This window comes from Deinococcus multiflagellatus (genome assembly GCF_020166415.1).
In the GTDB taxonomy this organism is placed as follows: domain Bacteria; phylum Deinococcota; class Deinococci; order Deinococcales; family Deinococcaceae; genus Deinococcus; species Deinococcus multiflagellatus.
Genome location: NZ_JAIQXV010000007.1, coordinates 128369 through 152486, shown reverse-complemented (window position 1 = coordinate 152486; position 24118 = coordinate 128369). Strand labels below are relative to the sequence as shown.

Below are 24118 nucleotides of genomic sequence, written 5' to 3'. Positions count from 1 at the left end.
CCCCGCACCGGAGGCCACCCGGTGCGGTGGCCTCCGCTCCCCCAAGGAGCAGCGACATGGACGTACTGACCGCCCACAACCCCAGAGGCTTCCTGCACGCCGTCACCCTGGACTGGCAGGCGGGTTTCGGCGCCAGCTTTGAGCAGACGATGCAGCGCCAGGGCTGCACGGTGCGCCGCTACCCCCTGGCCGACTATCTGGCCCAGCAACAGGCCGGGCGCCAAAACAAGCCCACCCCCGCCCCCGCGTCCAGCACGTCGGAAACGCCCGCCAGCGGCACAGTTCCCGACGTGGGTGCCGAATTGGTCCACCCCCTGCTGGGCCGGGCCACCGTGACCCACCACGTCACCCTGGACGGCCGCCCGGTGGCGGTGGCCGCCAGCCCGCGTGGCGCCGGGCTGGTGCGCGAGTGGCAGCCGGTGCCGGCCGAGGTGGCGCCGGTCCTGCCGGCCCCGGTGGCAGCAGCGGCGGCGGCGGAAACGGGCCCGCCCCCCCGCGCGGCGGCCGTCATGCCCAGCCTGTTTGGGGGCCTCGCGTGAGCCGCCCAACCCAAACGCAGGTCAATGCCGCCGTTGAGCAGGAATTCACTGTGCAGGCACCAAGCGAGAACGCGCGTGAGTGGCTGCCCGACGCGGCCCTGCGCTTCACCATCCCCGGCCCGGTGGCCCTGACTGTGGATTCGGAAATGTCCAGCCATGACGAGGACCTGCTGTTCCGGGTGCAGGTGGGCGGGCTGCACCTGCGCGTGAACTGGGGGGGTGCTGAGACCCTGGTGTTCGCCCTGCTGGAACAGATGTACGGCCAGCAGTGGGCGCGCGTCGTCATGGCCCTGTGCATCCGCTGCCCCGTGGACTACGACGAACTCTCGTTTGACCAAGACGAGGACACCGTGCCTGACGACGCCGTGCAGGCGCTCTGGAAGGCCGCCTACAGCTACCGCGACCGCTGGCCCGCCCGGGCGGGCGGCTTCAACGACCACATCTGGGGCGTGCCCGTACCGAAGGGCGTGAAGCCCACCTACCCGAAACCCGAAGGAGCCTGATCATGTCCGACCAACAAACCCCCGCCGTTGCCACCGACACTTCGCTGCCGAAGCGCCCCCGTTTTCAGGTGCTCCTGCCCCAATCCGCCCAGGTCTCGCCATTCACGATGGTGGGCGACGACGAGTACACCGTGGCCCAGGACGTGGCGAAGATGCTCAAGCCCGGCTGCTATGCCAAACGCCACGCCACCAACCCTTTCGAGTGGGAGGTGTACCGGCATTTCCGGGGCGAGGACTGGGCGCAGGGCCGCCGCTTCAAACTCGTTGAGGCCATCGTCAAGCCCGCGCCGCTGCTGCGCGAGGACAGGCTGAAACGGCTGCTGGGCGAGGTGCTCGACGCCCGTGAGTGGGTGGAGGCGTCCAGCCACCTACACCGCAATCAGGCCAGCGGCGTGCTGGGGGCCCTGGCCGGCGCCCTCGGGGACGCCGTGCGCGGGGCGATGCCGGTGCTGGACGACTTGGATATTCAGCAGATGAAGGGGGGTGAGGCGCCGTGAGGGCCCTCTCCCTGTCCCGCCCCTGGACCACGGCGATTGAGCTGCACGGCAAGCGCACGGAAAACCGCACGCGCTGGACCGACCACCCCCACCTCATGGCCCAGGCCCAGCGCATGGTGGGCGAGGACCTGGCCCTGCACAGCAGCGGCACCTATGACAAACAGGGCGCGCTGTACGTGCAGCGGCACACGGGCGTGCTGTACGGCCGCAAGGACACGGCCGACAAGGCCATTACGAGCGTGGCGCGTGTCGAGTGCCTGCTGCGCGCCGGCGACCCCTGCCCACCCGGGCAGGAGGCGTGGTACTTCGGGGACACCGCCCTGCTGCTGGCCAACGTGCGCGTGCTGCCCGAGCCGGTGTGGGTGGCGGGGGGCCTGGGCTTCTGGACCGTGCAGGCCGCCGAGTTGGAGAAGGTGGAAGCCGGACTGGCGGCGCTCGCCAACCAGTGCGAGTGCGGCGCCCAGGCCGACCCGCGCCAGCGGTGCGTGAGCTGCCGTGAGCCGGTGTGCATCCGCTGCGCGGCCTACGACGACGACGGCGAGCTGTTCTGCCCCTCGTGCGCCGATGCCAGGGAAAGCGGGCCGGACGAAGGGCGGTGGGCATGAGCGCCGCCGGACTGGAGCGCCGCACGGGTGAGGCCCACCTGTACATGCAGCTGGCCGAGCAGGCCCAGCGCGGCCCCCTGAACACGGCCGAGGCCTACCTGCTGGGCCTGCTACACGACCGGCTGCGCGCCTTCCGCAAGACGTGGCTGGGCCTCGTCGCGCCCCCGCCCCCCCGCCCAGGGGTGCAGCTGCACATCGTGGCCGAACTGGACCCCGCCCAGGTGCCGCCCCTGGAGGAGGTCATGGACGCGATGGAGCGCGCGGGCTGGGCGTTTCGCCTGACCAGCCGCATGGTGGGCGGCCACCGCATCTACAGCGCGCGGGCGTGGCGCGAGGAAGAAGATCCGGGCCGGCTGCCCACCTGCCGGGACCCCTTCCCGAAGGTGGCCCTGGCCGGGGCATGGGTGGCCACCGAACAGCACTACCGGCGCCGCCTGAACCACCTGGCCGATCAGGTGCCGGCCGACCCCGACGTGGCGAGGGCCGTATGACAGTCACGCATCCCCTGGAAGGAGAACGCTGATGGGCAAGAAGACCCCTCAAGCCGGCCGCAAGCCGGCGCAGGCCCAGCAGCGGCGCCAGTTCATGCGCGGCCTGGACCGCACCCGCCCGGGTGGCGACCACACGGTGATCACGTTTGACGGCCGCCCCATCCCGGCGGCGGGCGAGATCGCTGAACTGGTCCGCGAAGTCATGCACCGCGAGCTGGCCCGCCGCGCGTCGGCACCACCCGCACCGTCCATTCCTGACGTTGGCCGACGGATTGACGCCGCCCTGGCCGAGCTGCAAGAGCCCTTGGCCCCCTGGCAGGAAGAAGTGCTGGACCTGCTGCACCTCGCCCTTGAGCGCGGCGGCCCTGACGCCCTGACCCCTGAGTTCGCCGCCCGTGCGCGCGACGCCGTGCACATGGCCCTGTACGGCCGCCCGGCCCCGAGGTGCTGACCATGACCAGTCTGCTGCACGACGAGCCCCTGTCTGTCCGCATTGCCGCCCTGGAGCGCGCCTGCGCCCTGGGCCTGGATGCCCGGACCCGCGCCCAGGAGTTGGGGCGCCAAATCGCCGCACTGGAAGAGGAGCAACACCGGGCCTGGGATGCCGTGGACGAAGGTGAACGCGCCGCCCGACTGCTGGCCGATCTGGAGCAGCAGGTGGCCCGCCTGCTGGCCGCCGACGAGGCGCAGCAGCGCCACCAGGAGTCTGCCTGGCCGACCGCCGAGGACACCCCCCCGGCGCCGGCTGACTCCAGCCCGCCAGCCGCTCAAGAGACCGCTGCCGCCGCTCCGGCGCAGCCGGAAGAGGGATCGGGCACTCCGGAAATGCCAGCACACGAAGACCACGCCCCCGCATCAGTGAATGAGGCGTCGCAGGCGACAACGCCAGTAGCAGCCGTCGAGACCGAAGAGACGGCCGCCACGCCGCAGGCGGACGGCAAAGAGGATCGCCCTGGGCTCAGCAACCGGCAGCGGGTGGAGGCCTGGGTCCAGGCGCTGCCGCCGGGCAGCATCTGCACGGTGCGCCAGATCTCGCAGCACCTAGGGTTGCCCGAAAAATCTGTGGCCACCCAGCTCCCCAAACTCATGCCGGTCCTGGTGGAACGAGTACCGGACACCGGGGTGATTGGCATCCCCAGCGAGTACCGCCGGGTGGGTGAGCCGGTTGTCGAGTCCATTGCTGAGCCTGTTGCGAAGTTGGCAAGTCCCGAGCCGACCGAACCCGACCAAGACGAGGCGCCCGCCAGCGACCCGGGCAGCGCAGCCGCCCTCATCGCCAACATGACCCCCTCCACCGGCCCCGCCCTGCTGGCCTTCCTGCAGGCACACGAGGGGGAGGAGTTCACGGCCGAGCGGTTGGCGCTGGAGGTGGGGGCGCCCCTGGCCGAGGTGCAGGCGAGCCTGCAGGCCCTGCACCGGCAGGGCACCGTCTCGGCCGGGCCTCAGCTGCCCAGCGGTGAGCAGTGGTTTGGGCTGCCCCGGGCGGCCGGGCACGCATCTGCCCCCGCCCAGGGCGACGCCCTGCCCACCATCCCGCCCCGACTGACCTTTGAGGAGCGCAGTGTGTTTGACGCCCTGCGCCGCGAGCCTGACGGGCTCAGCCGCCGGACGTTGGCCGCCCGGCTGAACTGGGGCCAGGGCCGCACCGACAAAGTGGTGGCCGCGCTCCAGCAGGCCGGCCACCTGGGGACCAACGGCGACCGTGTGCGTGTGATGATGCCCCCTGAGTTGCAGGGCCAGGACGGTGCGGCGTGAGCGGCGACCCCACCCCCTGCCCCTATTGCGGGCGGCGGCACGGCCTGCACCGCGATAACTGCGCCACGCGCCGCTCGCTGCCCGCCCTCCTGCACGCGAGCTGCACGGGGGGCGTGACGGACTGCAGCCTGTTTGACCCCGTGCGGACCACGGTCACGCTCCCCTACGGCGATGACGCCCAGCAGCGCGTGCTGTGCGGCGTGTACAGGGGCATGCCGGTGTGGGACGCCTCGCGGCATGTCGCCTCGGCGCTCACCGAGCACTGGCACCACATCCGGGTGACCGACGTGGTGGTGCGCCCCTGGTGGCGGCTGTGGCGCCGCACGCCGGCCAAGCGCGTCATTCCCAGTCAGCCGCGAGGGGGGCAACCCTGAAGATGTCGGCCGCCGAGCTGCACGCGTACCAGCGCCGGCACCCTCACCTGTTCCCCGAGGTGGGGCAGCGGCCCGCCCCGAAGGGGGCGGGTGTGCCGCGCAGTGTCAGCAACGGCTACGCCTCAGAGGCCCTGTTCCAGGCCGACGCGGTGGAGCAGCTGATTCTGCGCGGCTGGCATGTGCAGGAGACCCTGAAGGGCAGCGCCGGGAATAGCGCCGTGTACGTCACGCCCGGCTGGCCAGACCTCGTGCTGTACCGCGCGCCCCGGCGCATCTGGTTTGCCGAACTCAAACAGCCGGGCCGCAAGCCCAGCGACGCCCAACTGGCCTGCCACGCCCGTCTGCGGGCCGCTGGCTTCCGCGTGGTCGTTGCCTATTTCCTCTCTGACCTGCTGGCCGTCGAGGCCGAGGAGCGTGCGTGAATCACCACGGCAAATCTCCAGGATCAATCAAGACACCAAATGCACCGGATAAGCCTGCCAGGGGCTTAAAGAGCAGCTTGATCTCCAGCACCTGCCCCGGCACGGCCACGCGGTACGTCATCCGGGTAGCTGGGACCGCCTGTGTGCGGCCCATCTGGACCGCACGCCCCCCAGCTTTGAGCACACCCTCAACGGTGCCGGGCGTCATGACGACCAATCCCGCACCCGGCTCAATCCGCTCCGCCAGGGGCAGGTACGAGTGCTCCTGCTGCCCACCCACAGCCCAAGTCGCCATGGCCGATTCGATCCACAAGAAGCCAGGACCCAGGTTCAGCAGGCGCACGTCCAGGGATGCCGTGGGTTCCCGCCGCACATCCGCATCCCGATATGACCGCAGCACGGCGCACGGGCCGAACACTTCCATCACCTGCTGGGCCACGTCCCGTCCCTGCTCGCCAGATTCACCCATGCCTGAAGGTATCGCGCCCCAGGAGGCCGCCCGCAAATGACCAACCACCGCGCACGCCAGGAGGCCGTTCCCATGCTGCAAAAAGACGAAAAACCCGACCTCTACCGCCTGCTGGCTGTGTTCAGTGGCATCCCCCTGCAGACCCTGCCCGCGCTGGTAGCCGCCCGTTTCCACTCGGGGGACCCGCGCGAACCCATTCAGGAGGAGCACCGCGCGCTGCTGCGACTGCTGGCCGATCAGCGGCGGATTCAATGGGTGTCCTGGGGGCCGGATGGCCCCGGGCACGTCCTGACCGGCTTTGGCGAGGTGGCCCTGAAAACCTACGAGGCGAAGTACGGCCCAGCGCTGGCCCCCCGGCGTGGCCCCCCACTGCGCGAGCTCCTGATTCACCGCCTGCTGGCTGGGTTCGACGACACTGCGGTCCGGTCCTTGCAAGCCGCGCTGGTGGGGGCCGAGATGCTGGCCGCCACCGCCACGCCCAGCCGCGCCCACGGCGAGTTCCTGGAGCTGCTGGCCCGGCGCGGCCACGTCGCCCCCGCGCCGGGCGGCTACACGCGCACCGAACTCGGCACGCTGGCCCTGCAGGAGCACCAGCGGCACACGCAGGCGCCGGCCCCCCGCCGCGCCCCCCGGGAGCGCCAGTGAGCGGCCCGAAGCCCGCCGGGCACGCCCCTTCCCTGCTGGCCCTGAAGCCCGGTGATCAGGTGTGGTACCTGCCCCGCCGCATGGACGTGCCTCACGCGGGCGAGCGCTGCACGGTCGTGCGCGGACCCCGCCGCGACGTGACCACGGCCACGGTGCGCCTGGAGTTCAAGGACGGGCAGCAGCGGACCGTGCGCCTGCCGCTGGTCAGCCTCGTGGCCCCGCGCACGGATCCGGCCCCGTTCGTGCAGGAGGCCCGGCGCCTGCCCATCTGGAAGCGGCTGCTGGAGCTGGTGGCCCTGGAGGGCGAGGCCGCCCGGCAGCGGGCCGAGGACCGCGCCCGCCAGATCGTCGGCATGGTCGTCCCCAGGCCGCAGCGCAAGCTCCTGGCCCAGGACCTCACGGCCACACTGTTGGAGGCCGCCCGAGCAGAGCTGGCCGCCGCCGCCGCGAAGCAGGCTGGGCGTGGGGGCAAGGGGCCGCCCCCGGCCACCCACCTGCCCGTGCCGACCGACGAGCTGGCCACGCTGACCCTGAACCAGGAACGCCGGGCGATGATCAACAACATCGCCAAGTGCATTCACCGGCGGTACTTCCTCAGCGACGCCGAGCTGCGCGACCTGACGGACGGTGAGCGCGAGCAGGCCCGCATTGACGGCGTGCTGAGCGCCTTCATTCGCAGCGCCCAGGCGGACAGCGGCCTCGTGCCCGTCAAGGACAGTGGAAAGGGCAAAGGCAACGTCCTGTACGGGCAGTTGCATGACAGCCTCGCCGAGGCGTACCCCCTCGCGCTCGAAGCCTGCCAGATGCTGATTGCCGGCAAGAGCGATCATGCCCTGACCCTGGCCCTGCAGGTGCGTGAGCGGCTGGCGGAGCACGTCGCGGCCAACACGGAGCTGGAGCGCGCGCGGCGCAAGCACCACACGGGGCGGTACTTTCATGGCGACGTGCTGTCCGTCCGTGAAGCGCACGACGACGGCAGCATGACCCAGTTCTACGCGCGGCTGACCATCGTGTACGCCGAGGACGGCCACAGCCTCGTGGTGGCCAACGCCGCCGAGTTAGAAAGCCTGACCGCCACGCGCGCCGGGCCGCAGGCGTGGCAGAGCCTGTGCCGCTGGATGGAAGACCTCAGCGAGCGCGCCGGCGGCCGCAAGCAGGGGCGGCGCCAGGACGACGACGAGCACCTGATCTACCGCGAGGACGACGACCGCCTGAAGCTGCGCGAGTCGGTGGCCGCGTATCCGAACATCCTGCGGGCCTTCGAGTGCATCCGCCGGGCGCTGATGATGCCCGAACGCGCCAAGGACGTGCTGCGCAGCGAAATCCCCGAGCACCACCCCCTCCCGGGCTACCACGCACCGCCTCAAAACCTTCCAAAAACAGGGGGGCTTGACAAATCCGGGCAGAAATCGCCTAATTCCGACTAAGCTGCACAACATGTATCTACGAAAAACCCCCGCCCAGCGCGGGGCTTTGTCATGTGTGTAGCAATTCAACGCCCGGAGGTTCCGAATGGCCCATGGGAACGACTTCGCGTTCTGAGCCGTAAGGGCTCTCAGTACCACCCGCCCGAGTGAAGGCGGTTCAACCTACCCCCGCTTCGGCGGGGCTTTTTCATGCGCCAGCCGAGAGGCTAGCTGCCGCCGTTGCCCGCCAGGGCTCAGGCGAGAGCGGTGACCACCAGGGGCAGGACCTGGGGAGGCGCGCCACCGGGCAGTCGGAATCACCGGCCCCGTGATCACCTCAAGACGCCGCTGCCAGAAGGCAAATCTTTGTGCGTCGCCCCGATGGGAGCCTGCCCCCGACGACGTGGGGCAGGCAGTCGGGTTGGAGCCCCAATGCCCAGGAAAACCCAGAGCCCCGACGCCGCACCGACCCTGCGGATTGAGTACCTGCCCCTGGATCAGCTGGCCCGCTGGCCCGGCAACCCGAAGGAGCACGCCGAGGGCGCCATTGCCGCCAGCATCAGCCGCTTCGGGTTCCGCGACCCCCTGGCGATCGACGAGGCCAGCGGGCGCCTGATCGCCGGCCACGGCCGCCTCAGCGTGCTGGAGCGAGCGCACGCGGCCGGGCAGCCCGCGCCGCAATTCGTGCAGGTGCGCGAGGACGGCATGTGGCTGGTGCCCGTCACGCGCGGCGGCTCGTTTGCCGATCGGGACGAGGCCAGCGCCTACCTGATCGCCCACAACCGCACTGGCGAGCTGGGCGGCTGGAATGACGAGCTGCTGGCCGGGATGCTGGGCAGCCTGGACGACGCCCTGCGCTCAGTGGCCGGGTTTGATTTGGACGGTTTCCTGCAGGAACAGACCGCCGCCGCCGCGAGTGTCCAGTTGCCACCCCCGCCGCCCAGCGAGTTCCTGAACGACCTGATCACGCCCAGCGCGCCGCCTGCTGCGCCCCCACCGGCTGCCGACACGGTGGCCACGCCCGCCGCTCCAGCAGCGCCCGGTGCCGTGGTGGCCCCCGAAGCCCCGCCGGCCCCCGCTGCGCCCAGCATCACGTCCCCGCCCGCCCAGGGCGCCGAGGAGTACGTGCAGCTGGCGTTCGTGTTGCCGGTCAGCGAGCGCGCGGAGGTCACGGCCGCCATCAAGCACGCCAAAGGCCACTTCGGCGCCGAGACCAGCCCGGCGGCCTTCATGGCGATCATCCGCGCGTATGCCCAGCAGCACGGGGTGGGCGCATGACCGGCGAGCGCCTGAAGCACCACGCGGACGACGAGAACGAAATCCACGACGTGGCCACCTTCCAGGATCCGGCCCGCAACGTGGTGACGCCCGTGCTCCAGCTGCCGCCCGAACTGGCCCTGCCCATCGTTGAAGCGCTTGCAGGCCTCGTGCGCGCCGCCCACGTGGCGCCCGTGGCCCTGGCGCCCGACGAGGACGGCATCACGCGCGCCCAGACCTTCGAAGAGGGCGACGTGTACATGCTGGAAAAGCCCTTTGACGGCTACTTCTCCAGCCGGTACCTGATGGACTTCTATGACGTGACCGAGCGCGGGATCTGCAGTCGGATGCATCTGCACACGGGGCTCAGGTTCGTGCGCATGATGACCGGCCCGGGCACCACCATCCGCGTGGGCAGTCTCTCCCCCTTCGTGGTGACCGACGTGCCGGGCGTCACGCCCTTCGCGCCCGAGCAGTTCACCGACGCCCTGCCAGATCTGCCAGAGGGCGTGCAGCGCACCCGGTACAACCTCGTGGTGCCGGAGAACAGCTTCGTGGACATGCAGATTCCGCGCGGGGTCAGCCACCAGTTCAACGCGATTGGGCCTCATGCCGTCATTGACAGCGTTCACCCTGAGGAGAGCATCGAGGTGTTCCGCGAGCGCATGAGCGGCTTCCGGATGATGGCCCAGACCATCTTCCTGACCGAGGACCGGCCCGACGTGGCCAGCTGCACGGGGGACGCATGACGGCCGCCCTGATTCCCCGCAAGCAGATCTCGGGGCAGCAGGCCTGGCACGATGCCTGGGCGAACGTCGAGCAGGTGTTTCCTGCCCCGCGCCTGGACGCCCTGGTGGCCCGCACGCTGGAGGAAATGACGGTGCAGCTGCACGGGAAGCGCGCCGCCTTCGCGTGGTCTGGGGGCAAAGACAGCCTCGTGATCGAGTGGCTGTGCGCGCAGCTCGGCGTGCAGGCCTGCGTGTTTGCCATGACCAACTTGGAGTACCCGGAGTTCCTGGCCTGGGTCACCGACCACATGCCGCCCCTCCTGCAGGTGATCAACACGGGGCAGGACCTCGCGTGGCTGCGCGGCCAGCCGCGCCTGCTGTTCCCGCAGACGCCGCAGGACAACGCCCGCTGGTTCCGACTGGTGCAGCACACGGCCCAGAAGCGGTACTTCGGGCAGCACCGCCTCGACGTCCTGGTGCTCGGCCGCCGGCACGCGGAGGGGAACCACTGCGGCCCGGGCGGCGTGTACACCAACCGCGAGGGCGTCACGCGCTACAGCCCCATCCGCGACTGGCCGCACGAAGCAGTCCTCGCGCTCCTGAAACGCGAAGGCTACAGCCTGCCGCCCATTTACGGGTACCCGCGTGGCTGGCAGGTGGGCACCGGCAACTGGGCGCAGCGCCTGTACACGTCCTCGCCGGAACAGGGCTGGGACGAAACCTGGCAGATCGACCCGGCCATCGTGCACGAGGCCGCCCGGGTGCTGCCCCAGGCCCAGGCGTACCTCCAGCGCCGGGGGGTGGCCTGATGTGCGGCCTCTATGGCTTCCACAGCCGCGGCCGCCCGCCGCAGGCGGACCTGCTGCGCGCCCTGGCCGGGCTGGCTGGCACCCGGGGCCCCCACGCCCACGGGCACGCGAACCAGGGCGTGCGCCACGTCGCACTGGGCGCCCTGCGGCCCGAGGGGGTGGCCGGCGTGACCGGCAGCGTCATCGGGCACGCGCGCATGGCCACCGCTGGCCACTACCAGGACCTCGCAGCCGCCCAGCCCCTGCAGGCAGGCCGCCTGTTCCTGGCCCATAACGGCACCGTGCCCGGCCACGAGCTGCTGGCCGCCGCGCACGGCCTGACGTTGGCCACCGGCAGTGACAGCGAGGTCCTCGCGCAGCTGCTCGCCCAGGCCGGCACGCTGGCCGGACAAGCAGCAGTACTCGAGGCGCTGACCCCAGGGCTGCCGCTCGCGCTGCTGGCCCTGGAGGGTGACACGCTCACCTCTGCCCGGCGTGGCCACCCGCTGCACGTCCGGCGCGCCCCCGAAGGCACGTACCTGTGCAGCCTGCCCTTTGCGGGCAGTGAACCTCTGCCCGACGCCACGGTCTGGCACTTCGGACCCCAGGGCGAGGCCTCGCACGCGCTGGCCACCACGGCGGACCTGCGCCGCAACCAGGGAGGCCCCGCATGGACCCCCTGAGCCAGCAGGCCATGCGCGAGGCGCTGGGCATCGCGGCCCCCGCCGAGGGCCTCAAGCCCTTCCGGTACAACCCCGCCAATAGCCGCCTGAAGTCGGCCGAGACAGACGAGGACGTGCTGACCCTGGCCCGCGCCCGGATCCGGCACATCTTCGAGCTGTTCGACCACGTGAGTGTGTCCTTCTCGGGGGGCAAGGATTCGACGATCGTGCTGAACCTGGCGCTGGAGGCGGCCCGCGAACTCGGCCGCACGCCGCTGGAAGTCGTGTTCTGGGATGAGGAGTGCATTTACACCGAGAACATCGACTACGTGCGCCGCGTGGCCGCCGACCCGGACGTGCTGCTGAAGTGGCTGTGCATCCCGGTCAAGCACCGCAACGCCTGTTCCAGCGAGTCGCCTGTCTGGTACCCCTGGGCGCCCGAGGACCGCCACCTGTGGGTGCGCGACCTGCCGCCCGAGGCCATCACCAGCCTGCCGGGCTACGACCCTGCGGACCCGGCCGCGCGCCTCAGCATCCCGGAGCTGTCGGGGCTGCTGTTCCCGCCGCACCTGGGCAACTGCGTGCAGCTGCTGGGCATCCGCGCCGACGAGTCCCTGATTCGCCGGGCAGCCGTCAGTCGCCGGGTCGAAGACAACTACATCATCAAGGACTCGGGCGGCTATGGCGGTGCGGACAACGTGCAGCACGCTGGCAACGTCTATAAGGCGTATCCCATCTACGACTGGCGCACGGACGACGTGTGGCTGGCGCCCAAGCTGCTGGGCTGGGATTACTGCCGGGTGTACGACCTGCTGGACCAGATCGGCTTCACGCCGGGCAAGCAGCGCCTCGCGCCGCCCTTTGGCGAGGAGCCCATGCAGCGCCTCGACCAGTACCACCAGTGCGAGCCCGCCCTGTGGGACCGCATGCTCTCCCGCGTGCCGGGCGCCCAGACGGCCAAGCGGTACAGCCGCACCGAGCTGTACGCCTTCGGGGACGTGCCGGACAAACCGCCGGGCATCACGTACGAGGCGTGGCTGCGTGACCTCGTCCAGGCGAATTTCCCGCCCAAGGAACAAGTCCAGGTCAGCAAGGCGATCAGAGCCCACCTCCGGATGCACTACCGGAAAACGGCAGACATGCTCGCCCCCACCGTCGCCCACCCCCTGACGGGTTACGACTGGGCGTTCTTCGTGAAGATGGCCGTGCGCGGCAACTTCAAGGGCCGCCGCCAACCGCGCATCGGCCGCAAAACCGAGGCCGAGTTCGCGGCCGCCACCGCCAAGTACCGCGCCGACCTCCAGCCCTACCTGCAGGAACTGGCTGAGATCCGCGCCCTCACAGGAGAGACCGAATGAAGCGAGGCCGCGACGCGCAGCCCCTGAGCCGCATTGAGTGGGTCCACCGCGACGACCTGCACGCCAACGGCTACAACCCCAACCACGTCGCCAAGCCGGAACTGGAGCTGCTGAAGGTCAGCATTCTCGAAGACGGCTGGACCCAGCCCATCGTGGCCCGCCCCGACGGCGAGATCGTGGACGGCTTCCACCGCTGGACGTGCAGCGGCGACCCCCGCCTGTACGCCCTCACAGACGGCTACGTGCCCGTGGTGCGTCTGGAGCCGCCCGCCACCGGAGACCAGATGCTCAGCACCATCCGGCACAACCGCGCCCGGGGCGAGCACGGCGTGCTGCCCATGGCGGCTATCGTGCGCCGCCTCAGGGATGAAGAGGGCCTGACCGTGGAAGAGGTCATGGTCCGGTGTGGCATGGAGCGCGAGGAAGTCACCCGCCTGTACGACCGGGGCGGGATGACAGAGCGGGGCACGGTGGGCAAGGCCGAGTTCAGCAAGGGCTGGACGCCCACGCGATAAGCTCGGTCCATGACGCGTGCGCTGTTCGAAGCCGTAACCCAGCAGCCAGACCAGAACAGCCAACTTGCTGTCCTGCAGGAGTATGTGGAGCGGAATGCAGATCCTAAGCATTTCGCGCACATCCTCGAACAAGCCGATTGGGACGTCTTCTTTCAGCCAGAAACTGAGACCGTCGTTTTTCGCCTGAAACTGCGACGCTCCCCGCCGATCAAGGGTCTTGCGGTCGCCATTGACATTGATGATCTAGGCGTGATGCCGGAGCCGCGGTTTGTACACATGGTGGGCAATATCTTCTTGAAGCACTTGGAAAATGGCCTGCCGCTCCGCGCACGAGGCGCCGCTTATCACACCGTCTTTGTGGAGAATTGACTTCAGACGCTTGATACCCTGAGGGCATGGACACTGACCTGCAAGAGAGTCCCTCCGGCGCTTTCCTCCGTCTTCCCAATGGCGAGTGGGTTCGTGCAGCTGCAGTCGAGTCCCTGAGCTTTGAACGTGGAGACAATGAAGGCCGCACGCAGGCCTACCTGCTGACCACGACGGGGCAAAAGCATTACGTGTACGAAGACCCCGAAGAACACGACGACACACTTGAACGGTTGCAGCGGCTGGCTGCGCAGCTTGACCGAATGCTCAACTCGTTCAACGCTCCTCAGCGCTAAATCTGCTTCCCTCGCTCGCCCCACTTCGGTGGGGCTTTTTCATGCCCATAGGAGGTGATCAACCATGCCCAGCCCCGCCAAGCCCCGCAAGCCCGTGGCCAAGCGCCCCCCGCCCCCTCAGGCACCCACAACGGCCGCCACGAAGAAAGAAAAGTCCAAGAAGGACCGCCGCCGCAGCGGGGCGAAGCCCCAGGAAGACAAGCGCGTCAAGCACGACTGGCTGGCTATCCGCCGCGAATACATACGCGGAGAAGACGCCGTCACACTGGCCACCCTCGCCGACAAACCTGGTGCACCGAGCCTGAGGCAGATTGAACGCCGTTCCAGCGAAGAAGACTGGCCCGAGCTTCGGCTGCAGATGCGTCGGGAAGTTGACGGTCGTTTGAGGGCCGCTGACCTCGACATGAAGACCGAGGTGCGGCGGCGCCAGCTGAAGATCGGCACGGCGCTGACCACGCTGGGCGTGCAGGGCATGGCCCACCAGAAACCCGAAGAGATGGACATGCTCGACGTGGCGCGCGCCATCAAGATCGGGACGGATCTGGAGCGCAAGGCCCTGGGCATGGAAGAGCTCAACGTAAACCTTCGGGGCATCAAGTCCCCCGAGGATCTCGACAAGCTGGGCGAGGCCGCGCTCTGGCAGTTGGCGGCCATGCTGCCGCCAGAGGATGAAAATGACGATGACTTTTGACAAATCGGACGATCAGGCGCAGGTGCGTGCGCTGGCGCAGGTGAAGCCTGAGGACCTGACGACCATGGACGTGGAACAACTGACCGCACTGGGCAGGCAGCTGGAGCAGAGAGCGCGTCAGCTGGAAGAACAGCAGGGCACCCTGCCTGCCCCAGAGGCTCAGCCATGACCAAACAGTCCACCGGCCGCCTGCCGGGCTGGTTGAACCGCAGCGCCGTCATTCAGGCCATTGCCCGGCGCCGCCTGCGGGACGCCGGCAAGCTGAAGACGCAGCAGCCGACGCGGGATGAGCAGGCAAAGTGGCGGGAACGCTACGGCCACGACCTGATCGGCTTCTGCGAACGCGTGCTGGGCATGACGCCCTGGAAAGGCGTGAACGGCCACCCGGGACAGTACGAGATCCTGCAGGCGATTCAGGAGAGCGTGACTCGCCAGCTGGCCGGCGAGCAGGCCGTGCCCTACGTGTTCGTGATCGAGGCGGCGCACGGCGTGGGGAAAACGTACGGCATCGGTGCGCCGGTGATGATCTGGTTCTATCGGTGCTTCGGCCCCTGCGTGGTGCAGTCCACGGCGAACACCAACGACCAGGTGCGCGACACGCTCTGGAAGAACATCCGCATGCACGTCGCCAGCGCCCTGATGCGCCGCCGCAACGTCATGCCCGGCCTGATGCCCAAAGACATGCGCGCCGAACAGTCGGCCGACCACTTCGCCATGGGCTTCGTGACCAACGACGCGGGCGGCACCGGCACCGAGCGCGTGCAGGGCCAGCACAACGACTTCCACCTCTGGGTCTTCGAAGAGGCGGAGGGCATCGCGGAATTTATGTATGACGCGGCGAAGCGCCAGTTCACGGGCAACACGGTGCGCCTGTGGCTGCTGTACGCCAACCCCAAGACGAGCACCAGCGCCTTCCAGGAAATGATGCGCCACCCCCTGGCCCAGGTGTTCCGGCTGTCCCTCATCAACTTCCCGAACGTCTGGAACGGCACGTCAGAGGTGCCGGGCGGCACCATGCGCAGCGTCTTCAACGAGATGATCGAAGACCAGCGCACCTTCGGCTGCGAGGTGGTGCCCAAGATGGATGAGGCCCGCCACACGTTCGTCGTGCCCTGGGATGTCCCCAAGGCGGGCGGCGGCTTCCACCCAGCCGGCACGGTCTTTGCCCCCAAGCGCGGCTTCCTGTACGGCGCCCTGGGCATTCCGCCCACGGGCGGCGGCGGCGACACCTTCATCAGCGCGGGCCGCTTCGACGCCTGCGTGACCCGTGAGGTCACACCTGTGCCCGACTTCCAGGTCATGCCCCCGCTGGGGCTGGGGCTCACGGTGCAGGACCTGTTCCCCCATCTGGACCCCACCACCCTGGACCCGGGCATCACCCACCGGGCACAGGGTCACGAGGTGCGGGTGATTTGGAGCGCGCAGATCGGTGTGGACTGCGGGCGCTACGGCGACGACGCGGGCACCATCTACAGCTTGGCGCGGCGGATCCTGCGCTTTGAGGAGGCCATTCAGGGCGCCCAGGAACTCGACGCCATGACGCGCACCGACCGCTACGTGCAGGCGGTGGCTAAGGCCGCCCGGCGACTGGCCGCCCAGGGCATCACGCGCCTGAGCATCCGCGTGGACGCCGGGTATGGCAGCGGCATCATTGACGGCCTGCGCAAACTCGAGGAGCTGGCTGCCCTCTTTCCGGACGGCTACGTGGTGCACGAGGTGCCTTTTGGCAGCGCGGCCACGGACGGCGATCAATACGCGAACCTCGTGACCGAGATGTACGCCCAGGCCGACGAGGTGCTGAGCGTCGTGCGCATCGAGCACCCGCCCCTGCTGCTCAAGCGCGACCTGACCGAACGCAAGTATGGGTACGTCACGCGCGGCGACCGCGACGTGCGCCAGCTGGAGAAAAAGCAGGTGTTCAAGAAACGGAGCAAGGGCCAGTCGCCCGACGACGGCGACGGCGCGGTGCTGGCTCTGGCGCCGGAGCGCTTGTTTAAGGACCGCACCCCGGACCTGACCAGCGCGATTGCTGCCCTGGCGGAACTGGAACTCGACGACCTGAACTGACCCAAGGAGGTGAACGATGCTGCTCTACGGCCCAGACGGTGAACCCATCACCGAAAGCAACAGCGAGACCACCCAGGGGGCCGGCCCCTGGTGGCACGAGGGCGCCCTGGGCGACAGCCTGCAGGGCGGCCCCCGGATTTATGGCCTTGACCGGGCGGCCACCCGGCGGCGCACCCGGCGCGCCTTCTTCACGAACCCGCTGTTCGGCGCGGCCGTGGAGATCGCGGTGGCCCTCCTGATCGGCGACGAATTCACGTACAGCCCCCTGAACGCGGACAAGACCGCGCAGCAGGCCCTGGCCGACCTGTGGGACACCAACGACCTCGGCCAGCTGATGAGTAACCGGCTGGTGACGGAATACCTGCTCGACGGCGAGCTGTGCGCGGTGTTTCCCCTCGAAGACCTGGGCGACCAACCCGCCCGCCTCGCCCACCTGGACATTGACCGGGGCGTGACCCTGAAGGCGGACGTGCTCCAGGGCGTCACGCAGGTGCGTGCCCCCAGCGGCAGCGGCGGTGAGCTCACCTGGGATGCCGGCGAGTTCGTGTGGACGGCCCACAACGCCCTGTGGAACGACGTGCGCGGCTGGCCGGTCGCCATGCGTGCTGTCGCGCCTGCTGAGGCCTACCTGAACCTGCTGGGCCACCGGCTCAACACCCACGACCTGCAGGGCCGCATTCTGGGCGTGCAGACCGTGTTCGTGGACCGCAAGGATCCGAACAGCCGGGCCATTTTCAACGAGAAGCGCGCGGCCTACCGCCGCCTCCCCAGCAAGGGCGGGGTCCTCACGCTGGCCAAGGTGCTGGCCGACGACGGCAAGACCGTGATCAGCGACGAGATCAACTTCAACACCCCCGCCTCGGGCGCCGCCAACGCCCAGCACGACGCCCGGGCGTTCGTGCGCCTGACCGCCCTGTGCCTGCTGGGCCTGCCCGAGCACTACATGGGCGAGGGCGGGACCGTGACGCGCACCACGGCCGACAGCATGACCCTGCCGGCCATCCGGAGCGTGCTGCGCATCCACGCGGCGCTGCGCTCGCACCTGGACCGGATCTACCGCGCGGACCTCGTGCGGCGGCATGGGCCAGAGCGGGTGTACACGGTGAGGACCTACGACGTGCGCGACGGGGGCCTGACCCGCGTGGAGAAGAAAAAGCGGGTCAAGGCCGGGCAAATCGAGGTGCCGTGGAGCTTCCCCACCATCTCGCAGGACACGCTGGACGAACGCATTCGCCGCGCGGAGGCCGCCCAGCGCCACAACTGGGCCAGTCCGCAGACGCTCAGCGCCTCGCTGGGCTTCGACACCGCCGAGGAGGTGCAGCGCCTGGCCGCCGCCGGGCAGCCCTTCGGGCGAAGCGGCACACCGCCGCCGCCGCCACCCGACCCGGAAGGAGGTGACAAGAATGCCGGATCCTAAACCTGAAGTGCGGGAACGCCACACGCTGCGCGAACCCGCCCCCGATGAACAGGGCCGCCCCACGCATGAAGCGGGCGGCCCTGAAGCGCCAGACCGCCGCCAGCGCGAGCAGCGCACCCGCCCCACCGTTCTGCGCGAGGAGCGCTAAAGGAGGCTCTATGCCCGACCAGCTGAACCGTTCGCCCTGCCCGCCCGCCCCCGAGCGTCCCCTGCCGCCTGGGCGCCTGCTGCTGCAGGAAAGCGTGACCACAGAGCACGGCATGCGCCTCACCGAGCAGCTGGGCCCCGACCGGGGGAACGCCTCGCTGCGCGAGGAAAAGCGCAACGGCGAGACGGTCACCCTCGTGGACGTCACGGTGGCCACCGCCGGGCGCGTCAACCGGAACAAGCGCTACTACTCGCGCGAGGTGTGGCAGGCGGCCATTGACGCCGCCCAGCCCGAGATTGAAGCCGGGCGCCTGTGGGGCCTGCTCGAGCACCCGAAAGACGGGTGGAACGACTGGGACCCCCTCAAGGGCCGCCTGGAAACCATCTGGGTGATCTACGAGAAGCTGTGGCTCGAAGGCGACGTGGTGAAAGCCACCGGCATCCTGATTGACGACCACGCCTCGGGGCAGACCATGCGCGCCCTGCTGAAGAAGAAAGTCGCCGTGGGCATCAGCAGCAACGGCACGGGCAGCGCCCAGTACCTGCCGGCCAAGGAAATCCCCGGCCTGCAGGGCTACCCCGACCCGGAAGAAACCATCTGCGTGATTCAGACGGACTTCCGGCTGCTGACCATTGATGCGGTCTCCGACCCTTCCGACCTGTCGGGCCTGGCCCGGCAGAAGGAAACCCACCGCCCGAAGGAGGGCAAGATGCACCCGAAACTGAAAGCACTGCTGGAACGCTTCCCCGGGCTCACGCTGGAGCAGATCAAGGCCCAGCACCAGACCGAGTACGCGGCGGCCATGATCGAAATGGCGGAAGCCGTGGCCCGCGAGGGGGCGCCCACGCCGGCCCCCGCCCCCACGCCGACCCCCACCCCTGCGCCCACCCCGGCCCCGAGCCCCACGCCGGCCAGCAACGTGGAGAACACGCTGGAGCGCACGGTGCTCGGCCTGACCAGCGAGCTGCAGCGCGAGCGCCGCGAGAAGGTCATCGAGAAGCGCACCAACATCGCCATCACGGCGCTGGAGGCCGCCGGGCTGCCCAAGGCACCGAAGGTCAAGGACATTGACCTCGACGCGCGCTTCCGCGACTCGCTGATCGCGGCCGCAACGGCCGCCAACAGCGACACCGAGGCCCAGGAACTCGTGGCCGAGATGATCGCCGAGCGCCGGGCGCTCATGCAGGGCGCGGCCCAGGAAGGCCAGCGCGGGCGGGGGGGCGGCCACATCAACCTGCCCGTGGGCGACAACAGCCGCGAGGACACCCGCCGCACCGACGAGGGCGTGCGCCGCATGGAGGGCGTGCGCTCGCGCGCCGGCCTGATCTGAAGCCTCCCCCCGGCCCCTGGCCCTCTCACCGCCCGCCCCTCTCGCCGGGGCGGGCGCCCTTACGGAGGCGAGCATGAAGAACAAAAAGCACCACGCCTACACTGGCGGCTCGGTCACCCTCGCCCTGCCCGTGCCTGCGGGCACCAAGAGCGGCCACATCGTCAAGCTCGGCAACGCCGGGTTCTACGGCATCGCCGCCACCGACGTGGTCAGCCCCGAGCAGGCCACGTCTGGTAAGCACCCCCAGGGCCTGATCGAAGGGCAGGCCAGCGTGTTCCTGCCGGGCATTGTGCTCACGGTGGGCGTGCCGGCCGCCGACGTGGCGGCCGTGGCCGACTTCGGCAAGGTGGACTGGGACGCCGGCACCAAGAAGTTTGTGGCCGCCGGCGCCGCCTTCGTCGGTTACAAGCTGGGCGCCACCACCATCGGCCTGCGCGCGAACTAAGCCGCCCCCCGGTTCCAGCCCTGGCCAGCCCGCCCCCCCGCGCGGCTGGCCCTTTTCCGTGCCTCACAAGGAGCCCCATGAGCATCAAAGACATTCGCCACGAGCTGGAGCGCGCGGCCGACCGCAAGATCATCCCCGAGCACCGCGTGGTGCCCCTGACCATCCTCACGGTGCTCGAAGCCGGCCAGCAGTCGTTCCACAAGGCGTACTACGGCGAAATTCTGGACAAGCAGATTGCCAGCGTGCGCGCCATGGACCACGTGGCGACCGACCTGGCGCTGGCCAAGGTGGAACACACCATCCAGGACCTGACCAAGGTGCGCCGCATGCACCAGGAAACGCACACCACCAGCGACTTCCCCCTGGCGCTGGCGCAGGCGCGCGACTTCGCGCAGCGGGACGCCTACACCCTGCCGGAAAGCGACCTGATTCAGTTCGCCTTCCGGCGCCCCGCCCCCAACTTCAAGCCCCTGAACGCCACGCGCCCGGGCGTGCTGAGCCACCGCTTCGCGCCCATCCGCCCCGAGGCCACGAACATTGAATACGCCAGTTTCTTCCAGACCGAAGAGGGCTACACGGTGTCCGACGTCGCCCTGGCGCTGGCCTTCACGTGGGAGATGTACGTCAACGACGACCTGGGCGCCTTTACCCAGGCGGCCGCGCAGCTGGGCGTGACCTTCCGCGCCACCCGTGCCTTCACCATCCTGGACGTGATTCTGCGCAAGGCGGGGCGTATTCCCCTGCAGAACGGCGAGCTGGGGCCGACCACGGAAAACCTGGACGAGATCGCCGAGTGGATGGCCCAGCGCGTGGACCCCACCACCGGCCGCCGCGTGGCGCGCAAGCCGTCCGATCTGTTCGTGGGGACCAAGTGGGAGCGCATGGCCCGCCGCAGCATGGAGAGCGAGTACCTCGTGCCCACGGGTGGCGCCGGTGGCCCGCTGGCCATGCGCGACAACCGCAACCCGGTCTACCAGATGGCGAACGTCCACCTGGAAGACATGATTGCCGACGTGCTTGAGGAGTTCCCCGAGCGCTACGCCGGCAAGGGCCTGAGCGCCGACGACTACATCGTCATGGCCAACGGGGCGCAGAAGCCCATCGAACTGGCCACCCTGAAGGGCTACGAGGGCGGACCCAAGACCTTCACCCGCATGGTGAACGTGGACGAAACCGACCTGGAAGGCGATTTCGACAACCGGGGCTTCGCCCTAAAGGTGCACGACGTGGTGGGCGCCGACCTGCGCGACCCCTACGCCGTGGCCATCGCCGCCGGCAACTGAGCGGCCCTCCGCCCGTTTCCCCACCACCCGCTTGACCCCCGCCCCAGGGCATGGGGCCCCCAGGAGCACCATGAACAACCTCATCACGCCCACTGGCCTGCGCATTGCAGGCCAGTGGCTCAAACCCGGCGACGCCGTGCCCGGCGACGTGCCGGGCTTCGACTACGAGAAGGCCGCCCGCAAGGGTCTGCTGAAAGACACGGAGGGCGGCGAGATCCGCAACCTGTCGGCCGAGCAGCCGGTGCCCGAGCCGGTGGCCCAGGCGGTGCACAAGGCCCTGACGGGCGAACGCACCTACACGTACGAAGAATTCAGCCGCGTGCAACAGGACCGCGACGCGCTTCAGCGCCAGCTGGACGCCGAGCAGCGGACCACCACGCGCCTGCGGGGCGAGCTCACCGACGCCCAGGCGAAGGCCGCCGACCCAGCCGACGCGGCAGCGCTGGCCGAGTACCGGGACGTGGTGGGCGACCTCCTGTCCAGCACGTTCCCGGCACGCAAGGTGCTGTTCGAGAACGGGTATTACACGGCGGACAGCGTGCGGTATGCCGACGACGAGGCGCTGCTGGCCGTGAGGGGCATTGCGGACGCCACGCTGGCCGAAATTCGCAAGCTGGCGCCCCACCCGGCCGACGAGCCCCAGGGGTAAGCGGTGGCGGCCCCGGAACCCCTGCCCGAGGAGGTGCAAGACGAACTCGAAGTCCTGGTGGGGCCCGACGCCTGGACCTACCACGAGGCCCTGACCACGGGGCGGGTGGACGTCGCGCGCGCCTACCGCGTGCGCCGGGACGTGCAGCTGGTGGCGGCCGACGTGCTGACCGCCGCTGCCGCCGCCGCCCAGGGCGTGGCCGCCGGGCAGGCCGAAGGGAAGGTCAAGCGCTTCCGCATTGAGGGCAAGTACGAGGAGGAGTACTTCCCCAGCACCTCGGTGGACGGCGCGGCCGCCGCCCGCTGGCTGGCCCTGGCCGAGACCTACCGGCTGGCCGTGGCCGCCCGGCCGACCTCCCTGCAGGCCTTCATGCCCAGCGTGGACCCCTGGGGCGTGGAGCCGTGAGCCGCCTGGAGGACATCCGGGCGCGCGTGCAGGGCCGGCTGCGCGCCAAGGCGGACCTCATGTACCCCGAGACGCTCACCTTCCGCCTGGGCCCGCACGAATGGAAGGACGTGCGGTGCAGCGTGGTGGACAAGCAGCTGCTCAAGCCCGACGCCCTGGCCCGGCTGCAGGCGGTGGCCACCGACCAGCGGCTCAGCGTGCTCCAGCTGCGCGTGGTGGACGTTCATCCCGACGACACGGTGCCCTTTCCCGGGGCCAGCACCCCATTCCAGGGCGGCACGCTGGAGATCCTGGAATGGAGTGACCCCGACCCCTACACGGGGCTGCGCGTGGGCACGGCTGTGAAGCGGGACCCATGACCAGCATCCCCGAACACCTGCGCGCCCTGCTGGTGGCGGCCCTGCCCGCGCGAACCCGCGTGCTGCTGCCCGAACAGGCGCAGGAACCCCTGCGCGCGGCCGCCGTGGACGCCCAGGGGCGTCCTTCAGTGGATGCGGCGGCCGCGCGTGGCCTGGGCGCCTACCTCACCCAGTACCCTGCCGGGTTCGTGCAGATCGAGCTGCCGCAGGGCATCACGAGTGACGGCGTGCAGGCCGTGTTCTGGGTGGCGGTGGCCACGCTCGCGCCCACCGCTGAAGCCTGCGGCGTCCTGGGCGCCGCCGTGCACGAAGCGCTGAACGGCACTCCCCTGGAGCCTGGCCCCTGTCCTGAAGTCACGCCGTCCGAGCCCGCGCTCATGCAGACCGGCGCGTGGCTTCGGCGGCCCACCTATCAAGTCCTCACCATTGCGGGCAGCGTCGCTGCCCCCTAGGAGCCCCCATGCTCGTCACCAAGAACACCGCGACCGCTCGCCTGTCGGCCAACCTGACCAAGGAAGGCCGGCAGGCCCTTTTCAGCCCTCTGGAAGACTTCGGCACCGTGCTGACCGCCGATGAATGGGCCGATCTGGGCCTGTTTCCACCCGCTGAAAAGCTGGCGATCACGACCAACATCAGCAGCACGGACATCAAGGCCCAGGACCCCGAGGGTGGGCCGGACCTGACGCTGGCCACCGACGTGACGGACGTGACCGCCACGTACGACAACATTCCCATCCTGACGCCCGACGCCCTGGTGCGGGCGCTGCACGTGGGCAGCATGCCCACGGCCATGGCGGGTGCGCTGGCCGGGGCCACCATCAGCCCCTTCGCCCCGGGCGCGAGCATCATGGGCCGCTTTATCCTCATTCGGCGACACAAGGGGGCGGGCGACCCCATCTTCAAGGTGTACTGGCACCCGCGCTTCGCCCTGCAGAACAACGGCGAGGGTGACAGCCAGGGCAAGGACACCCTTCAGTTTCGGGGGGCCGTGCGCTCGTTTATTGATCAGGACAAGCTGCCGGCGGAGCTGCAGGCCTACAAACCACAGGTGGCACCCCTCGGCGCGATCATCACTGTGCCGCGCAGCAAGCTCGACGCGCTGCTGGACATTCTGAAAGGCGCGGCCAAGCTCGACGCCGTGGCGCCCGCACCCTAATCCCGTACCCTTCCCTGCCCCCACGCCCACTTTCGGGGGCAGGGTCATAACACCAGAATTCCTATTTTCCGGAGGCCTGCATGCTGCTGCCCGTGCGCGAACACGTACACCTGTCCCGCGGCGTGGTCACGCTGGCCGCGTGGCCCGCCACCCTGGCCGACGCCCACCTGATGGACCTCCTCACGCTGTCTGCGACCCTCGTGCACCTGCAATCGGAGTGGCACGCCTACACCCGCCAGGACGTTGAGTCCCCCATTTGGGCGACCTTCTGGCGGCTGGTGCAGGCCAGCCTTGTGCCGGGCAGCCGCCTGCCCCGGCCCATCACCTGGGCGGACCGGCTGCTGCTGCTGGACGCCATGTGGCGGCTGAATGATCTGGAGGATGTGCAGGGAAAACTGATGGCCCTGGCACAGCGAAGCCTGAACCTGACGCAGAGGGTGAAGAAGGCGACAACGAGCCAGGGCCCGACGACACCACACTTGATGAACTGAT

34 protein-coding genes are annotated in these 24118 nt (G+C 69.5%); 33 read left to right on the top strand and 1 reads right to left on the bottom strand.

Going from position 1 to position 24118, the window contains the following annotated elements; genetic code table 11:
* Positions 1-56 precede the first annotated feature (56 nt).
* The 9 genes from K7W41_RS10910 to K7W41_RS10870 are packed head-to-tail and all read left to right on the top strand — an operon-like array spanning position 57 to position 5186.
* On the top strand, positions 57-539 hold the full coding sequence (locus K7W41_RS10910; RefSeq protein ID WP_224608033.1) for a hypothetical protein: 483 nt from the start codon (positions 57-59) through the stop codon (positions 537-539).
* Complete coding sequence (locus tag K7W41_RS10905) at positions 536-1042, top strand: hypothetical protein (RefSeq protein ID WP_224608030.1); 507 nt, start codon at positions 536-538, stop codon at positions 1040-1042. Before K7W41_RS10910 ends, K7W41_RS10905 begins: the two co-directional genes overlap by 4 nt.
* 2 nt (positions 1043-1044) lie before the next feature.
* Positions 1045-1539, top strand: coding sequence for a hypothetical protein (locus tag K7W41_RS10900; protein ID WP_224608027.1), 495 nt, complete (start codon positions 1045-1047; stop codon positions 1537-1539).
* Positions 1536-2144, top strand: coding sequence for an ASCH domain-containing protein (locus K7W41_RS10895; RefSeq protein WP_224608024.1), 609 nt, complete (start codon positions 1536-1538; stop codon positions 2142-2144). The genes K7W41_RS10900 and K7W41_RS10895 overlap by 4 nt, the downstream gene beginning before the upstream one ends.
* On the top strand, positions 2141-2635 hold the full coding sequence (locus tag K7W41_RS10890) for a hypothetical protein (RefSeq protein WP_224608021.1): 495 nt from the start codon (positions 2141-2143) through the stop codon (positions 2633-2635). The genes K7W41_RS10895 and K7W41_RS10890 overlap by 4 nt, the downstream gene beginning before the upstream one ends.
* 31 nt (positions 2636-2666) lie before the next feature.
* Positions 2667-3086, top strand: a complete 420-nt coding sequence (locus K7W41_RS10885; protein WP_224608018.1) for a hypothetical protein — start codon at positions 2667-2669, stop codon at positions 3084-3086.
* Between the two features lie 2 nt (positions 3087-3088).
* Positions 3089-4390 (top strand): hypothetical protein, encoded by a 1302-nt coding sequence (locus K7W41_RS10880; RefSeq protein WP_224608014.1) that lies wholly within the window; start codon positions 3089-3091, stop codon positions 4388-4390.
* On the top strand, positions 4387-4764 hold the full coding sequence (locus tag K7W41_RS10875; protein ID WP_224608011.1) for a hypothetical protein: 378 nt from the start codon (positions 4387-4389) through the stop codon (positions 4762-4764). Before K7W41_RS10880 ends, K7W41_RS10875 begins: the two co-directional genes overlap by 4 nt.
* Positions 4765-4766: 2 nt before the next feature.
* On the top strand, positions 4767-5186 hold the full coding sequence (locus K7W41_RS10870; RefSeq protein ID WP_224608008.1) for a VRR-NUC domain-containing protein: 420 nt from the start codon (positions 4767-4769) through the stop codon (positions 5184-5186).
* Position 5187: 1 nt separating this feature from the next.
* Here the strand turns inward: K7W41_RS10870 and K7W41_RS10865 are convergent, their stop codons facing one another.
* Positions 5188-5655 carry a hypothetical protein gene (locus K7W41_RS10865; RefSeq protein ID WP_224608005.1) on the bottom strand — a complete coding sequence of 156 codons (468 nt, stop codon included), beginning with the start codon at positions 5653-5655 and terminating at the stop codon, positions 5188-5190.
* Between the two features lie 36 nt (positions 5656-5691).
* On the opposite strand from K7W41_RS10865, the gene K7W41_RS10860 reads away from it, so the two are divergent.
* From K7W41_RS10860 to K7W41_RS10740, 24 genes are all read left to right on the top strand, one after another.
* Entirely contained in the window at positions 5692-6300 is a 609-nt protein-coding gene (locus K7W41_RS10860) for a hypothetical protein (RefSeq protein ID WP_224608002.1), read from the top strand.
* Positions 6297-7727, top strand: coding sequence for a hypothetical protein (locus K7W41_RS10855; protein ID WP_224607999.1), 1431 nt, complete (start codon positions 6297-6299; stop codon positions 7725-7727). The genes K7W41_RS10860 and K7W41_RS10855 overlap by 4 nt, the downstream gene beginning before the upstream one ends.
* 411 nt (positions 7728-8138) lie before the next feature.
* Positions 8139-8984: a ParB N-terminal domain-containing protein gene (locus tag K7W41_RS10850; protein ID WP_224607997.1), complete on the top strand. Its 846-nt coding sequence runs from the start codon at positions 8139-8141 to the stop codon at positions 8982-8984.
* Complete coding sequence (locus K7W41_RS10845; RefSeq protein WP_224607994.1) at positions 8981-9712, top strand: hypothetical protein; 732 nt, start codon at positions 8981-8983, stop codon at positions 9710-9712. Before K7W41_RS10850 ends, K7W41_RS10845 begins: the two co-directional genes overlap by 4 nt.
* Positions 9709-10500, top strand: coding sequence for a phosphoadenosine phosphosulfate reductase domain-containing protein (locus K7W41_RS10840; protein ID WP_224607991.1), 792 nt, complete (start codon positions 9709-9711; stop codon positions 10498-10500). The genes K7W41_RS10845 and K7W41_RS10840 overlap by 4 nt, the downstream gene beginning before the upstream one ends.
* Positions 10500-11162, top strand: a complete 663-nt coding sequence (locus K7W41_RS10835; protein ID WP_224607988.1) for a class II glutamine amidotransferase — start codon at positions 10500-10502, stop codon at positions 11160-11162. The genes K7W41_RS10840 and K7W41_RS10835 overlap by 1 nt, the downstream gene beginning before the upstream one ends.
* Positions 11150-12499, top strand: a complete 1350-nt coding sequence (locus K7W41_RS23505) for a DUF3440 domain-containing protein (protein WP_263489750.1) — start codon at positions 11150-11152, stop codon at positions 12497-12499. Before K7W41_RS10835 ends, K7W41_RS23505 begins: the two co-directional genes overlap by 13 nt.
* Positions 12496-13014, top strand: a complete 519-nt coding sequence (locus tag K7W41_RS10820) for an IbrB-like domain-containing protein (protein WP_224607985.1) — start codon at positions 12496-12498, stop codon at positions 13012-13014. Before K7W41_RS23505 ends, K7W41_RS10820 begins: the two co-directional genes overlap by 4 nt.
* A gap of 9 nt (positions 13015-13023) precedes the next feature.
* A complete protein-coding gene (locus tag K7W41_RS10815) occupies positions 13024-13383 on the top strand; it encodes a hypothetical protein (RefSeq protein WP_224607982.1) in 360 nt (119 codons plus the stop codon).
* Between the two features lie 26 nt (positions 13384-13409).
* On the top strand, positions 13410-13676 hold the full coding sequence (locus K7W41_RS10810) for a hypothetical protein (RefSeq protein WP_224607979.1): 267 nt from the start codon (positions 13410-13412) through the stop codon (positions 13674-13676).
* Positions 13677-13740: 64 nt separating this feature from the next.
* Positions 13741-14367: a hypothetical protein gene (locus tag K7W41_RS10805; protein WP_224607978.1), complete on the top strand. Its 627-nt coding sequence runs from the start codon at positions 13741-13743 to the stop codon at positions 14365-14367.
* Positions 14351-14536, top strand: coding sequence for a hypothetical protein (locus K7W41_RS10800; protein ID WP_224607975.1), 186 nt, complete (start codon positions 14351-14353; stop codon positions 14534-14536). Before K7W41_RS10805 ends, K7W41_RS10800 begins: the two co-directional genes overlap by 17 nt.
* Complete coding sequence (locus K7W41_RS10795; protein WP_224607972.1) at positions 14533-16434, top strand: hypothetical protein; 1902 nt, start codon at positions 14533-14535, stop codon at positions 16432-16434. Before K7W41_RS10800 ends, K7W41_RS10795 begins: the two co-directional genes overlap by 4 nt.
* A gap of 16 nt (positions 16435-16450) precedes the next feature.
* On the top strand, positions 16451-17851 hold the full coding sequence (locus K7W41_RS10790; protein WP_224607970.1) for a hypothetical protein: 1401 nt from the start codon (positions 16451-16453) through the stop codon (positions 17849-17851).
* Complete coding sequence (locus tag K7W41_RS10785) at positions 17838-17999, top strand: hypothetical protein (protein ID WP_224607966.1); 162 nt, start codon at positions 17838-17840, stop codon at positions 17997-17999. The genes K7W41_RS10790 and K7W41_RS10785 overlap by 14 nt, the downstream gene beginning before the upstream one ends.
* A gap of 10 nt (positions 18000-18009) precedes the next feature.
* The gene (locus K7W41_RS23500) at positions 18010-19329 is read left to right on the top strand and encodes a hypothetical protein (protein WP_263489749.1); all 1320 of its coding nucleotides are present in this window, start codon (positions 18010-18012) and stop codon (positions 19327-19329) included.
* Between the two features lie 73 nt (positions 19330-19402).
* The gene (locus K7W41_RS10775) at positions 19403-19774 is read left to right on the top strand and encodes a hypothetical protein (protein WP_224607963.1); all 372 of its coding nucleotides are present in this window, start codon (positions 19403-19405) and stop codon (positions 19772-19774) included.
* Between the two features lie 77 nt (positions 19775-19851).
* Positions 19852-21057, top strand: a complete 1206-nt coding sequence (locus K7W41_RS10770; protein WP_224607960.1) for a phage major capsid protein — start codon at positions 19852-19854, stop codon at positions 21055-21057.
* 70 nt (positions 21058-21127) lie between these two features.
* A complete protein-coding gene (locus tag K7W41_RS10765; RefSeq protein ID WP_224607957.1) occupies positions 21128-21706 on the top strand; it encodes a hypothetical protein in 579 nt (192 codons plus the stop codon).
* Positions 21707-21709: 3 nt separating this feature from the next.
* A complete protein-coding gene (locus K7W41_RS10760; protein ID WP_224607954.1) occupies positions 21710-22111 on the top strand; it encodes a hypothetical protein in 402 nt (133 codons plus the stop codon).
* A complete protein-coding gene (locus K7W41_RS10755) occupies positions 22108-22470 on the top strand; it encodes a hypothetical protein (RefSeq protein ID WP_224607950.1) in 363 nt (120 codons plus the stop codon). Before K7W41_RS10760 ends, K7W41_RS10755 begins: the two co-directional genes overlap by 4 nt.
* The gene (locus tag K7W41_RS10750; RefSeq protein WP_224607947.1) at positions 22467-22922 is read left to right on the top strand and encodes a hypothetical protein; all 456 of its coding nucleotides are present in this window, start codon (positions 22467-22469) and stop codon (positions 22920-22922) included. The genes K7W41_RS10755 and K7W41_RS10750 overlap by 4 nt, the downstream gene beginning before the upstream one ends.
* Before the next feature lie 8 nt (positions 22923-22930).
* On the top strand, positions 22931-23626 hold the full coding sequence (locus tag K7W41_RS10745) for a hypothetical protein (protein ID WP_224607944.1): 696 nt from the start codon (positions 22931-22933) through the stop codon (positions 23624-23626).
* Positions 23627-23706: 80 nt separating this feature from the next.
* Positions 23707-24117, top strand: coding sequence for a hypothetical protein (locus K7W41_RS10740; RefSeq protein WP_224607941.1), 411 nt, complete (start codon positions 23707-23709; stop codon positions 24115-24117).
* Position 24118: the final 1 nt, after the last annotated feature.